The sequence below is a fragment of the Pseudomonas sp. BIGb0278 genome (genome assembly GCF_024809895.1).
Taxonomy (GTDB): Bacteria; Pseudomonadota; Gammaproteobacteria; order Pseudomonadales; family Pseudomonadaceae; genus Aquipseudomonas; species Aquipseudomonas shirazensis.
Genome location: NZ_JANUEL010000006.1, coordinates 78,460 through 92,064, shown reverse-complemented (window position 1 = coordinate 92,064; position 13,605 = coordinate 78,460). Strand labels below are relative to the sequence as shown.

Sequence of the window (13,605 nt, the reverse complement as noted above, 5' to 3'; positions counted from 1 at the left end):
CAACCGGCCGGCTCCCGTGCGAGCCCGTCGCTTGCCGCTTGAGGCTTGCAGCTTGTAGCTGAAAAGGAATCTTTTATGACCCAGAAATTCGACGTGGTAGTGATTGGTGCAGGCCCTGGTGGCTATGTTGCCGCGATCAAGGCCGCTCAGCTTGGCTTGAGCACCGCCTGCATCGAGAAGTACACCGACGCCGAAGGCAAACTGGCCTTGGGCGGTACCTGCCTGAACGTCGGTTGCATTCCTTCCAAGGCGCTGCTGGACAGCTCCTGGAAATACAAGGAAGCCAAAGAGAGCTTCAACGTTCACGGTATCTCCACTGGCGAAGTGAAGATGGACGTTGCTGCCATGGTTGGCCGCAAGGCTGGCATCGTGAAGAACCTGACCAGCGGTGTTGCCACCCTGTTCAAGGCCAACGGCGTTACTTCGATCCAGGGCCACGGCAAACTGCTGGCTGGCAAGAAAGTCGAAGTCACCAAGGCTGACGGCACTACCGAAATCATCGAAGCCGAAAACGTGATCCTGGCCTCCGGCTCGCGTCCGATCGACATTCCGCCGGCTCCGGTCGACCAGAACGTCATCGTCGACTCCACCGGTGCCCTGGAATTCCAGACCGTTCCGCAGCGTCTGGGCGTGATCGGCGCTGGCGTGATCGGCCTGGAACTGGGTTCGGTATGGTCGCGTCTGGGTGCTCAGGTAACTGTCCTGGAAGCTCTGGATACCTTCCTCATGGCTGCCGATACTGCAGTTGCCAAGGAAGCCCAGAAGACCCTGACCAAGCAAGGCCTGGACATCAAGCTGGGCGCTCGCGTGACCGGCTCGCAAGTCAACGGCAACGAAGTCGAAGTGACTTACACCGATGCCAACGGCGAGCAGAAGATCACCTTCGACAAGCTGATCGTTGCGGTCGGCCGTCGTCCAGTGACCACCGAACTGCTGTCTGCCGACAGCGGCGTCGACATCGACGAGCGCGGCTACATCTTCGTCGATGACTACTGCGCAACCAGCGTGCCGGGCGTGTACGCCATCGGTGACGTGGTGCGTGGCATGATGCTGGCGCACAAGGCCTCGGAAGAGGGCATCATGGTTGTCGAGCGCATCAAGGGCCACAAGGCTCAGATGAACTACGACCTGATCCCATCGGTGATCTACACCCACCCGGAAATCGCTTGGGTCGGCAAGACCGAACAAGCCTTGAAGGCTGAAGGCGTAGAGGTTAACGTGGGCACCTTCCCGTTCGCGGCCAGCGGCCGTGCGATGGCTGCCAACGACACCGGTGGTTTCGTCAAGGTCATCGCCGATGCCAAGACCGACCGCGTTCTGGGTGTGCACGTGATTGGCCCATCGGCTGCCGAACTGGTTCAGCAGGGCGCAATCGCAATGGAATTCGGCACCAGCGCCGAAGACATCGGCATGATGGTGTTCAGCCATCCGACCCTGTCCGAAGCGCTGCATGAAGCCGCTCTGGCTGTGAATGGCGGTGCCATTCACGTCGCCAACCGCAAGAAGCGTTAATTATAAGAAACCACGGCGGGTCGCCCGTCGTGAGTCCTGCGTGCATGACTCACCGCGGAACGTCCGCCGGACCGGACCTTCGGGACCACCCGAAGGTTTAACGGTCACAGGTGGTGCGGCGCCATTGTTGGCGCAGCGCCGAAGCGCAGTACCTAACGAAGACGGTATAAAGCATGAATCTTCACGAGTATCAGGGTAAGCAGCTGTTCGCTGAATACGGCCTGCCAGTTTCCAAGGGTTTCGCAGTCGACACCCCTGAAGCAGCAGCAGAAGCCTGCGACAAGATCGGCGGTTCCGAGTGGGTTGTAAAAGCCCAGGTTCACGCAGGTGGTCGCGGTAAAGCGGGCGGCGTCAAGCTGGTTCGCAGCAAAGAAGACGCCAAGGCGTTCGCTGCACAGTGGTTGGGCAAGCGTCTGGTGACTTACCAGACTGACGCCAACGGTCAGCCAGTGACCAAGATCCTGGTCGAGTCCTGCACTGACATCGCCAAAGAGCTGTATCTGGGCGCTGTAGTCGATCGTTCGAGCCGTCGTATCGTGTTCATGGCTTCCACCGAAGGTGGCGTGGATATCGAGAAAGTCGCTCACGAAACTCCTGAGAAGATCATCAAGGCTACTATCGATCCACTGGTTGGCGCTCAGCCATTCCAGGGTCGTGAACTGGCGTTCCAGCTGGGTCTGGAAGGCAAGCAAGTTGCACAGTTCGCCAAGATTTTCGTAGGCCTGGCCAAGCTGTTCAAAGAACACGACCTGGCCCTGCTGGAAGTCAACCCGCTGGTCATCAAGGCCGACGGCGACCTGCATTGCCTCGATGCCAAAATCAACATCGATGCCAACGCAATGTACCGTCAGCCTAAGCTGAAGACCTTCCACGACCCGTCCCAGGACGATCCTCGTGAAGCCCACGCTGCCAGCTTCGAGCTGAACTACGTAGCGCTGGAAGGCAACATCGGTTGCATGGTCAACGGTGCTGGCCTGGCCATGGGTACCATGGACATCGTCAACCTGCACGGCGGCAAGCCAGCCAACTTCCTCGACGTAGGTGGTGGTGCTACCAAAGAGCGCGTGACCGAAGCTTTCAAGATCATCCTGTCCGACAGCAATGTCGCGGCCGTACTGGTCAACATCTTCGGCGGCATCGTTCGCTGCGACATGATTGCCGAAGGCATCATCGGCGCTGTGAAAGAAGTCGGCGTCAAGGTACCGGTTGTCGTCCGTCTGGAAGGCAACAATGCCGAACTCGGCGCTAAAGTACTGGCAGAAAGCGGTTTGAACATCATTGCTGCAACCAGCCTGACCGACGCTGCTCAACAAGTTGTCAAAGCTGCGGAGGGCAAGTAATGAGCGTCCTGATCAATAAAGACACCAAAGTCATCTGCCAGGGCTTCACCGGCTCGCAGGGCACTTTCCACTCCGAGCAAGCCATCGCCTACGGCACCAAGATGGTTGGCGGCGTGACTCCGGGCAAGGGCGGCACCACTCACCTGGGCCTGCCAGTGTTCAACACTGTGAAAGAAGCTGTAGAAGCTACCGGCGCTGACGCTTCGGTCATCTACGTTCCAGCTCCTTTCTGCAAGGACTCGATCCTTGAAGCAGCCCTGGGCGGCATCAAGCTGATCGTCTGCATCACCGAAGGCATTCCTACCCTGGACATGCTGGATGCCAAGGTCAAGTGCGACGAACTGGGTGTTACCCTGATCGGCCCTAACTGCCCAGGCGTGATCACTCCGGGCGAGTGCAAGATCGGCATCATGCCAGGTCACATCCACTTGCCAGGCAAGGTCGGTATCGTGTCGCGTTCCGGCACCCTGACCTACGAAGCTGTCAAGCAGACCACCGACGCCGGCTTCGGCCAGTCGACCTGCGTCGGCATCGGCGGTGACCCGATCCCAGGCTCGAACTTCATCGACATCCTGAAGCTGTTCCAGGAAGACCCGCAGACCGAAGCGATCGTCATGATCGGCGAGATCGGCGGTTCGGCTGAAGAAGAAGCCGCTGCCTACATCAAAGCCAACGTGACCAAGCCGGTCGTTTCCTACATCGCTGGTGTTACCGCTCCTGCGGGCAAGCGTATGGGTCACGCTGGTGCAATCATCTCTGGCGGCAAAGGCACTGCAGACGAGAAGTTTGCAGCGCTGCAGGACGCAGGTGTTAAAACCGTGCGTTCGCTGGCCGACATCGGCAAGGCCCTGGCCGAGCTGACTGGCTGGGAAGCCAAGAAGTAATACGCTAGACCCCCCACGCGCACAGAGGCCACCTTCGGGTGGCCTTTGTCGTTTCAGCAGTACCGCAAGTCAGCTCACTGGGGCTGTCGTTCATAACCGCGACAGCCAATTGCATTGGCGAGACACCTCGTCAGCCAGCCGTGCAGTCGGGGTGCAACTTGGTTACACTGTCGCCCACTTTCGTGTCGGCGCCCCAAAAGGGTGCGGGTATGTCAAAAAGGTCTGTCCCACCCGGACGGTCCCATATTTCCCTCATCCAAGGGGAAATCCCTCTCTAAATCCCGATTTCAGTAGTGTGGTATTTCCTTAAATGAAAGTTCTCAAAGGCCAGGATATTCTGGCGCTTGGCTTTATGACGTTTGCGCTGTTCGTCGGCGCCGGCAACATCATCTTCCCGCCGATCGTTGGCTTGCAGTCAGGCCCGCACGTGTGGATGGCAGCCTTGGGCTTCCTCGTCACTGCGGTAGGCCTGCCGGTCATCACCGTGGTTGCCCTGGCCAAGGTCGGCGGCGGCATGGACGCGTTGAGCAGCCCGATCGGCAAGTTCTTCGGTGGCCTGCTGGCGGCGGTCTGCTACCTGTCGGTCGGCCCGCTGTTCGCTACCCCACGTACAGCAACGGTGTCGTTCGAAGTGGGCGTAGCGCCGTTGACCGGTGAAAGCCCGCTGGCGTTGTTCATCTACAGCCTGGTCTACTTCATCATCGTGCTGGCAGTGTCCATGTACCCCGGCAAGCTGCTCGATACCGTGGGCCGCTTCCTTGCACCGCTGAAGATCCTCGCCCTGGCGGCCCTGGGTATCGCTGCGTTTGCGCTGCCTGCCGGGACCATCGGCGAAGCACAGCCGGCTTACGTTGCCGCGCCGTTCTCGCAGGGTTTCATCAATGGCTACCTGACCATGGACACCCTCGGGGCGCTGGTCTTCGGTATCGTCATCGTCAACGCGATCCGCTCGCGTGGCGTAGAGTCGCCAAAGCTGATCACCCGCTATGCAGTCATCGCTGGCCTGATCGCCGGGTTAGGGCTGGCACTGGTGTACATCAGCCTGTTCCGCCTCGGTGCCGGCAGCCATGACATCGCCGCTGACGCTACCAACGGCGCGGCCGTGCTGCATGCCTACGTGCAACACACCTTTGGCTCGCTTGGTAGCGGCTTCTTGGCGGTTTTGATCGCGTTGGCCTGCCTGGTGACTGCGGTTGGCCTGACCTGCGCCTGTGCCGAGTACTTCAGCCAGATTCTGCCGCTGTCGTACCGCACGCTGGTGGTGATCCTGGCCGGTTTCTCGCTGGTGGTTTCCAACCTTGGCCTGACCAAGCTGATCATGTTCTCGATCCCGTTGCTGACGGCAATCTATCCACCATGCATCGTGCTAGTGGCGCTGAGCTTCTGCAAAGGGATCTGGAACTCGCCGGTGCGTATCATGGGTCCGGTGATGGCGGTGTCGTTGTTGTTCGGCATGGTCGACGCGATCAAAGGCACTTCGCTCGCGCACATCCTGCCGGATGCCGTAGCGCATCTGCCGCTGAGCGAACAAGGCCTGGCGTGGTTGGTACCTTCGGCGCTGACCCTCGGCGCGGCGATGCTTTGCGACTGGATGCTGGGCAAGCCGCGCGAGGTCCTGGCGTGAGGCACTGACAGCTTCTGGCGAGCGCTGGCCACAAGCCGCTTGGGCGTTTGCTGCAGCTGAATGACAAAACCCCGTGTCCGTCAGGATCCGGGGTTTTTTTATGCGTGGCTTACAATGTGCAACTAGGAGCGTTCCAGAATCTGCGGGCCAGGGCCTGCTTCACCGAGTACATCACCTGGGTTGCGCAACGGGCAGTCATCCAGCGATAGACACCCGCAACCTATGCAACTGTCCAGTTCGTTCCGCAATCTCGTCAGCCGTTCAATGCGCTCATCGAGGTTGGCCTTCCACTGGGACGACATCACCTTCCACTGCGCCGCGGTGAGTTTGCTGCCGACCGGGTACTGGCTGAACGCTGCGCGGATGGACTCCAGGGAAATCCCGGTGCGCTGTGCCACTTTGATGATGGCGATATAGCGCAACATGATTGCCGAGTAGCGGCGCTGATTACCTTCGCTGCGCGTGCTCGTGATCAACCCCTTGGACTCATAGAAGTGCAGGGTAGAGACCGCTACGCCGCTGCGCTTGGCCACCTCGCCGACGCTCAATGTCCGGTAGGGGCCGATCGATTCCAGTTCTTTGTCCATGGTGCTTGACCTCAAGATAACTTGAGGTATTAGAGTGCCTCGCGCTGCATTTGGCAAATCTGCGTGCGCGCCGTGGGATCGGCGCGTGCTCCCGTGCGGGCTGGCTGCAATGGCAGCCGTCTGCAGCGGCAACGGGCAATAGCACTACTACGGATAAAGGCATTTCTATGAGTTTGGATAGTTCTGTGTGGCTGTTTCAGTCGCTGTACGCAGTCGGCCTGGCCATTTGGCTGACGATCGCTGTGATCGATAACCTGCGCGGGTTTCGTGAGTTGGTCCACGCGGTGGGGGTGACGATGTCGATGACGTCGCTGCAACAACCACCCGCTATCCATTCGATCCTGTCGGAGCGTGCGCTGACCTCCGTGCGCTGGCATCGCCTGACCGTGTCCGTGCTGCTGGTGCTCAAGTGCGTTGCTTTGCTTGCGTGCTGGATCGGGTGTTACCTGTTGCTTATCGGCGGCGGCCTGGAGCAAGCCCGTCCTTGGCTCAACGTTGCCCTGAGCGCTTTCACTGGCTGCCTGTTGGCCATGCATCTGGGCGGCCTTTGGTTCGCTTACTGGATTCGCGAAGACGACCTGCAACGCGGTCACCTGGCGTTACTGATCTGGACGTTGGGCAGCTTTTTCCTGTTCAACGGCCGCTGGGCATGAACCGAACCAAGTCCGAGACCAAGAGCCTCTTCGCCATGCATACAAAAACGACCCGTGCCCTCGCCATCGCAGCGTGTGCCCTCATCCTGTGCGCTGCGCTCTACGCAGCGGGTAATTTCAAAGACACTGCAGACACAGCTGGAGTGACTGCATTGACCAAGGTCGCGCTCGCTACCGTCGAGCACGGCAACGCTTCGAGTAGCATCTCCGCAATCGCCGGGCTGGAAGCCGCTCGCCAGGTGCAGGTGCCGGCGGAGGTCGGTGGTCGGGTGACCAAGATCTCGTTCACCTCGGGGCAGGCGGTTGCCGCGGGTCAGTTACTGCTGCAACTCAATGACGCACCCGAGCAAGCCGAGCGCATACGCCTTCAGGCACAGCTGCGTAACGCGCAGACAGCGCTCGCACGCACCCGCAGCCTGGTCGCGCAAAACGCCGCGACCCAGGAGCAGCTCGACGACGCACGCGCGGCACATGACATGGCCGTCGGCGCGCTACGGCAGAATGAGGCGTTGATCGCACAAAAGGCTATTCGTGCGCCATTCTCCGGGGTGGTTGGCATCCGCCGTGTGCATGAAGGCCAGTACCTGAACGCTGGTGATGCAATTGTCAGCCTGGTCGACGCGCGCACGCTTCACGCCAACTTCTCGCTCGCCGAGCAAAGCAGCCCAGGCCTCTACGTCGGGCAGCCGGTCGAGCTACTGGTCGATGCTTATCCTGGTCGCAGTTTCCAGGCAAAGGTAAGCGCGATTGATCCGTTGATCGACCGCTCGCGTACGGTCCAGGTGCAAGCCACGCTGACCAACCCCGACAGCCTGCTCAAGGCCGGTATGTACGCGAGCATCCAGGTGGCGCTCGCCGAGACGCAGCCGGTGCTCACCATTCCGGAAACGGCGGTGACCTACACAGCCTATGGCGACACGGTATTCGTGGCGGAACGCAACGACCAGCAGATGCTGGTGGTCAAGCGTGTCGCCGTCGAGGCCGGCGAGCGGCGCGATGGTCGCGTGGAGATCGACAAGGGCCTGCGCGAAGGAGATCGGGTGGTCACCTCAGGGCAGCTCAAGCTCAGCGATGGCATGGCCGTCGAGGAGGTCACGCATGACACCTTGGCCGCACCAGATCCGCTTGCCAGCGATATCGCACAGGTGTCGCCATGAAATTTACCGATGTTTTCGTGCGCCGCCCGGTGCTCGCCTTGGTGGTCAGCACGCTGATTCTGCTGCTGGGCTTGCTCGCAGTGGGCAAGCTGCCGACCCGCCAGTACCCCATGCTGGAAAGCTCGACCATCACGGTCATGACCGAGTATCCGGGAGCATCGTCGGAGCTGATGCAAGGCTTCGTTACCCAGCCGATTGCGCAAGCGGTGTCGTCCGTCGAGGGCATTGACTATCTATCGTCCTCCTCGGTGCAGGGGCGCAGCCTGGTCACCCTCAGGATGGAGCTCAACCGCGACTCGACCCAGGCGCTGACCGAGGTCATGGCCAAGGTCAATCAGGTTCGCTACAAGCTGCCGGCGCAGGCCTATGACCCGGTGATCGAACGCTCGTCCGGCGACTCCACCGCCGTCGCTTATGTTGGTTTTTCCAGCGCAACGCTCGCTACGCCAGCGATGACAGACTACCTGGCGCGGGTGGGGGAGCCGATGTTCTCCACCATCGAAGGGGTTGCCAAGGTCGAGGTATTCGGCGGGCAACGGCTCGCGATGCGGTTGTGGCTGGACGCCGACCGCTTGGCTGCACGCGGGTTGACCGCTGCCGATGTCGCGCAGGCTGTGCGGCGCAACAACTTTCAGGCCGCACCCGGCAAGGTCAAGGGCCAGTACGTGGTGTCGAGCGTGCGGGTCAATACCGATCTTGCCAGCGTCGCCGAATTTCGCGAGCTGGTAATTCACAACGACGGCAACCGCCTGGTGAAGTTGAAGGACGTCGGCACGGTCGAGCTGGGAGCAGCAGCGTCGGAAACCAGCGGCTTGATGGATGGCACGCCTGCGGTACACCTGGGGCTGTTTCCGACCCCGGCTGGCAACCCGCTGGTGATCGTCGCAGGGATCAGGGAGCTGCTGCCGCAGATCCGCCAGACCCTGCCGCCCGGCGTGCAGGTCGAACTGGCCTTCGAGACTTCGCGGTTCATTGAGGCGTCGATCGATGAGGTCATGCATACCTTGCTCGAAGCCTTGCTCGTGGTCGTGGTGGTGATCTATCTGTGCCTTGGCTCGTTGCGCACCGTGTTGATCCCGGTGGCGACCATTCCGCTGTCGATGCTGGGCGCCGCAGGTTTGATGCTGGCCTTCGGCTTCAGCATCAACTTGCTGACCCTGCTGGCCATGGTGCTGGCCATCGGGCTGGTGGTGGATGATGCCATCGTGGTGGTCGAAAACGTCCATCGGCACATCGCGGCGGGCAAGTCACCGGTCGCCGCTGCGTTGATCGGCGCGCGTGAGGTGGCCGGGCCGGTGATCGCCATGACCATTACCCTCGCGGCGGTGTATGCGCCGATTGGGCTGATGGCCGGCCTGACGGGCGCATTGTTCAAGGAGTTTGCTTTGACCCTGGCCGGCGCGGTGGTGGTGTCGGGCGTGGTTGCCCTGACCCTGTCGCCGGTCATGAGCTCGTTGCTGTTGCCAGCCAGACAGCAGGAAGGGCGCATGGCGCATGCCGCCGAGCAGTTCTTTGCTGGTTTGACGCGACACTATGGCCAGCTGTTGAGTATTTCGCTGAGCCACCGCTGGGTCACCGCCGGGTTCGCGCTGCTGGTGTGCGTGAGCCTGCCGCTGCTGTATCAGTTGCCGCAGCGCGAGCTGGCACCCGCTGAGGATCAGGCCAACGTGCTGACTGCGATCAAGGCGCCGCAGCATGCAAATCTGGACTATGTGGAACGTTTTGCCCATAAACTCGATGCCGTCTACGCAAGCATCCCGGAGACCGTCAGCACCTGGATCATCAACGGCAGCGACGGCGTGGCCTCCAGCATTGGTGGCATCAACCTGTCGACCTGGGGCGAGCGCGAGCGATCAGCCGCGCAGATCCAGGCGCAACTGCAGGGCGCCGTCAATGAAGTCGAAGGCACCAGTATCTTTGCCTTCCAGTTAGCGGCGTTGCCCGGTTCTACCGGCGGCCTGCCGGTGCAGATGGTGCTGCGCAGTCCACAGGGTCATGCGCTGCTTTACCAGACAATGGAGGAGATCAAACAGCGCGCACGAGACAGCGGCCTGTTTGCCGTCGTCGACAGTGACCTCGATTACAACAGTCCGGTGGTGCAGGTGCGCATTGATCGCGCCAAGGCCAACAGCCTTGGTATAAGCATGCAGGACATCGGTGAATCGCTGGCGGTACTGGTCGGTGAGAACTACGTCAACCGTTTCGGCCTGGAGGGCCGCTCCTATGATGTAATTCCGCAGAGCGTGGGCAATCAGCGCCTTACTCCGCAGGGGTTGGCGCGCCAGTTCGTGCGCACACAGGATCAAACGCTGGTGCCGCTGTCGACCGTTGTGCAGGTAGCGATGCAGGTAGAGCCCAACAAGTTGACGCAGTTCAACCAGCAAAATGCCGCTACCTTGCAGGCCATCCCTGCGGCGGGTGTATCACTTGGCGAGGCCGTGGCCTTTCTCGAGGGGGTGGCGAGTAGCCTGCCGGCCGGCTTCAGCCATGACTGGCAATCCGATGCCCGCCAGTACGTGCATGAAGGCAGCGCGCTGGTGTTCGCGTTCCTCGCGGCGCTGGTGATCATTTACCTGGTGCTGGCCGCACAGTACGAAAGCCTGATCGACCCGTTGATCATCCTGATCACCGTGCCGCTATCGCTTTGCGGCGCATTGCTGCCGTTGGCGCTGGGCTTTGCCACCTTGAACATCTATACCCAAATCGGCCTGGTGACCCTGATTGGTCTGATCAGCAAGCACGGCATCCTCATGGTCGAGTTCGCCAATGAGCTGCAGGTGCATGGAGGGCTGAACCGGCACACGGCCATTCTGCGTGCGGCACAGATTCGCCTGCGGCCGGTGCTGATGACCACTGCGGCAATGGTGGTGGGGCTGGTGCCGTTGTTGTTCGCCAGTGGTGCGGGTGCTAATAGCCGCTTCGGGTTGGGTGTGGTGATCGTGTCGGGGATGCTGGTCGGTACGCTCTTCACCTTGTTCGTGTTGCCCACGGTGTACACGCTGCTGGCCCGCAACCACTCGGCCAGCGCCACGACCCTTCGCGCACGACAACTTGCCGAAGTCGATACTTGTGAGGGCGCAGCGGAGCAGGGGAGCGCATCATGAAAAAACTGTACCCATGGGTCTTGATGGCCAGTGTCAGCGCGGTGCTCGGCTGCGCGGTAGGACCGCAATACGTTCAACCTGTCACGCCGCCGATTGCAGTGCAGAGCAAGCAGGCGAGCCAGTTCAATGCGGCGCTGAGTCAGGCGCCGTGGTGGACGTTCTTCGATGAACAGCGGCTTACTCAGCTTATCTCCACGGCACTGACGCACAACCATGACATTCGCCAGGCCCAGGCCAACCTGCAGGCTTCTCGCGCGGTGTCCGATGAACGCCGCCTGGATCGACTGCCCGCCGTCACCGCGCAAGCTGGCTATCTGCGCAGCATCGCGCAACAAGCCGACGCTGACGGTAAGGTCGAACGCAGGCTGAGCGAAAGCTGGCGGACAGGTTTCGATGCTCAGTGGGAGATCGATTTGTTCGGGCGTCTGAACCGCCTGAGCCAGTCGGCACAAGCTCGTTCGCAGGCAATGCAGGCAGAATTGGACTTGATCCAACTGACCATTGCCGCCGAAGTTGCGCGTGCCTATTACGAGGGCCAAGGCGCGCAGCACAGACTGCAACTGGCTCGAGCGCAGGCACAGAGCTGGCAAGAAACGCTGCAGTTGGTCCAGGCCCGCGTAATGTCGGGCAGCGGCTCCCCGGAGGATCTGGAGAACGCCCGCGCCAACCTGTTGCGCAGCGAGGCCGCCATTCCGCCGCTGGCAGTAATGCTTGAGCAAATGCGCTTACGGCTCGATGTGCTGACGGGTTATCGGCCAGGCCACCATTCAGTCAACTTCGACGCGCCATCATCGCCACCTCTGGTCAGGCAATTACCGCTGGGCGACGTCGATCGCCTGATCCGCGCCAGGCCCGACGTGGTGCGTGCCGAGCGCTTGCTGGCAGCGAGCACTGAAGACGTCGGCGCTGCGACTGCCGAACTGTACCCGCGTGTGGACCTGGGTGGCTTCATCGGGTTCATCGCCCTGGGCGGCAACACCATCGGCAGCGCATCACGCGCATTCGAGGTTGCGCCTGGCGTCAGCTGGCCTGCACTGCGCCTGGGCAGCGCGCGTGCGCGCTTGCGCGGGGCGCAGGCGCTATCGGAGGGCGCCCTGGCAGGCTACGAGCAGTCCTTGCTGCAGGCTCAGGAGGAGGTTGAGCACGCTGTTACCCAGCTCACCCAGCAACAAACGCGTGTAGCCAGGATGCTGCAATCGGCTACTCATGGCCAGGCAGCACTCGACATCGCGATGGCGCGCTATCGCGCGGGCTCGGGCAGCTACTTGGCAGTGCTGGAAAATCAACGCGGCCTGTTCGAGATCCAGCAGGAGCTTGCCCAGGCGGAGACAGCCTCGTATGTCCACGTCATCGCCCTTTACAAGGCATTGGGTTGGGGTGCAGCAGGCCCTGGTCATGCGCCGCAGGCGCTTACTGCAGGTGCAGGCGTGTGAGCCGAAGCGTGGCAACCTGGGTGGTTGGCGAGGGGGCGCAGCTTTTGTAGTTCAACGCGTGTCTTTTGCCACATTCGGGCGTCGAAACCGATATCCTTTTGTGCACCTGAACGGTCGAGAACCTGCATGAGCTTTATCCAAAGCAACCTGAGCAACCTGTTGGCAGTCTGCTGGTTTGCCGTGTGCTGGGGTGGTTACACCCGCTACGCAATCTGGAAGGGCCGCGATACGGCCTGCCTGGCCAGCGTTCTGCACCTCTATCGGGAAGACTGGATGCGGCGCATGCTGCTGCGCGACAACCGCATTGCCGATGCCAGTGTGATCGGCAACCTTGAGCGCAATGCATCGTTCTTCGCTTCCAGCACGTTGATCATCCTTGCCGGTATCCTCACGGTGCTGGGGGCGTCGGACCGCGCCGTATCGCTGCTGGCCGACCTGCCGTATGTGCAGGTGGCTTCGCAGGGCATGTCGGAAGTGAAGCTGTTGGGCCTGGCGGCGGTGTTCGTCTACGCCTTCTTCACCTTCAGCTGGTGCATGCGCCAGTACAACTTTGCAGCGGTGCTGGTGGGCTCGGCGCCGATGATCGGCGAGCGCCTGGTCAACGAGCTTGAGCGCAAGGCATTTGCCGCGCGGGCAGCACGGGTGCTGTCACTTGCGGCCAACCAGTTCAACTTGGGCTTGCGCGCCTATTACTTCGGCATGGCCATGTTGACCTGGTTCATCAACCCGTGGCTGTTCATGGTCGTCAGCCTGGGCGTAGTGCTGATTCTTTATCGCCGCGAGTTCCACTCCGATGTATTGGAAGTGATGGTGTTCACGCCGACTGAAAGTGTCCCTGCTGACGCGCCGAAAGAGCCGAGCGCGGTGTTGACTGAAACGGTTAATCGTTAAACTTCAGGCATAAAAAAACCCGACAATGTCGGGTTTTTTAATGTGCTGCGATTACGGCTTGACTGGTGCAGTCGGGGCCGGCTCGCCTTTGTCAGCAGCTTCTTCAGCTGCTTTTTGCTGCGCTTCAGCCTGGTCTTTGGCAGCTTCGGCGTTTTCCTTGGCAGCTTCATTCATCTTATCCTGAGCTTCGCCCGCTTTTTCCTGGGCTTGCTCAGCGTGTTCCTGTGCATCTTGAGCCTTGTTTTCGCTTGCCTTGTCGCAAGCAGCCAGGCCCATGGCAGCAGCCAGCATCAGAGCAAAAGCAAAAGGTTTACGCATGGGGTGTCTCTCCTTGGGTGGAATAACTTACTTGAACCTTCGAGTTCAAGTGCGCGAAATTAGTTCCACAGAGATTACAGATATATAAGTGCGCGTCCACTC

At 60.8% G+C, this 13,605-nt stretch carries 11 protein-coding genes; 9 read left to right on the top strand and 2 right to left on the bottom strand.

Going from position 1 to position 13,605, the window contains the following annotated elements; translation table 11 throughout:
* The first annotated feature begins 75 nt into the window (after nucleotides 1-75).
* The 4 genes from lpdA to brnQ all read left to right on the top strand — a co-directional run bounded on the left by lpdA (nucleotide 76) and on the right by brnQ (nucleotide 5,360).
* Complete coding sequence (lpdA, locus tag M2396_RS19195) at nucleotides 76-1,512, top strand: dihydrolipoyl dehydrogenase (protein ID WP_101318139.1); 1,437 nt, start codon at nucleotides 76-78, stop codon at nucleotides 1,510-1,512.
* A 173-nt stretch (nucleotides 1,513-1,685) separates the two neighbouring features.
* Nucleotides 1,686-2,852, top strand: coding sequence for an ADP-forming succinate--CoA ligase subunit beta (gene sucC, locus M2396_RS19190; protein ID WP_008091914.1), 1,167 nt, complete (start codon nucleotides 1,686-1,688; stop codon nucleotides 2,850-2,852).
* Complete coding sequence (sucD, locus tag M2396_RS19185) at nucleotides 2,852-3,736, top strand: succinate--CoA ligase subunit alpha (RefSeq protein ID WP_101318141.1); 885 nt, start codon at nucleotides 2,852-2,854, stop codon at nucleotides 3,734-3,736. Before sucC ends, sucD begins: the two co-directional genes overlap by 1 nt.
* 310 nt (nucleotides 3,737-4,046) lie before the next feature.
* Complete coding sequence (brnQ, locus tag M2396_RS19180) at nucleotides 4,047-5,360, top strand: branched-chain amino acid transport system II carrier protein (RefSeq protein ID WP_150573381.1); 1,314 nt, start codon at nucleotides 4,047-4,049, stop codon at nucleotides 5,358-5,360.
* Between the two features lie 122 nt (nucleotides 5,361-5,482).
* On the opposite strand, the gene soxR is transcribed toward brnQ, so the two are convergent.
* The gene (gene soxR / locus M2396_RS19175; RefSeq protein ID WP_150569699.1) at nucleotides 5,483-5,947 is read right to left on the bottom strand and encodes a redox-sensitive transcriptional activator SoxR; all 465 of its coding nucleotides are present in this window, start codon (nucleotides 5,945-5,947) and stop codon (nucleotides 5,483-5,485) included.
* Between the two features lie 185 nt (nucleotides 5,948-6,132).
* Here soxR and M2396_RS19170 point away from each other — a divergent pair, with 185 nt between their 5' ends.
* The 5 genes from M2396_RS19170 (at nucleotide 6,133) to M2396_RS19150 (ending at nucleotide 13,185) form a co-directional block, all read left to right on the top strand.
* Nucleotides 6,133-6,600: a DUF2165 family protein gene (locus tag M2396_RS19170; protein WP_224786385.1), complete on the top strand. Its 468-nt coding sequence runs from the start codon at nucleotides 6,133-6,135 to the stop codon at nucleotides 6,598-6,600.
* 35 nt (nucleotides 6,601-6,635) lie between these two features.
* Complete coding sequence (locus tag M2396_RS19165) at nucleotides 6,636-7,757, top strand: efflux RND transporter periplasmic adaptor subunit (RefSeq protein WP_259077294.1); 1,122 nt, start codon at nucleotides 6,636-6,638, stop codon at nucleotides 7,755-7,757.
* Nucleotides 7,754-10,861: a MexW/MexI family multidrug efflux RND transporter permease subunit gene (locus tag M2396_RS19160; protein WP_259077292.1), complete on the top strand. Its 3,108-nt coding sequence runs from the start codon at nucleotides 7,754-7,756 to the stop codon at nucleotides 10,859-10,861. Before M2396_RS19165 ends, M2396_RS19160 begins: the two co-directional genes overlap by 4 nt.
* On the top strand, nucleotides 10,858-12,294 hold the full coding sequence (locus tag M2396_RS19155; protein ID WP_310504242.1) for a TolC family protein: 1,437 nt from the start codon (nucleotides 10,858-10,860) through the stop codon (nucleotides 12,292-12,294). Before M2396_RS19160 ends, M2396_RS19155 begins: the two co-directional genes overlap by 4 nt.
* 126 nt (nucleotides 12,295-12,420) lie before the next feature.
* Entirely contained in the window at nucleotides 12,421-13,185 is a 765-nt protein-coding gene (locus M2396_RS19150) for a DUF599 domain-containing protein (RefSeq protein ID WP_259077290.1), read from the top strand.
* A 51-nt stretch (nucleotides 13,186-13,236) separates the two neighbouring features.
* On the opposite strand, the gene M2396_RS19145 is transcribed toward M2396_RS19150, so the two are convergent.
* Complete coding sequence (locus M2396_RS19145; RefSeq protein ID WP_101318157.1) at nucleotides 13,237-13,503, bottom strand: hypothetical protein; 267 nt, start codon at nucleotides 13,501-13,503, stop codon at nucleotides 13,237-13,239.
* Nucleotides 13,504-13,605: the final 102 nt, after the last annotated feature.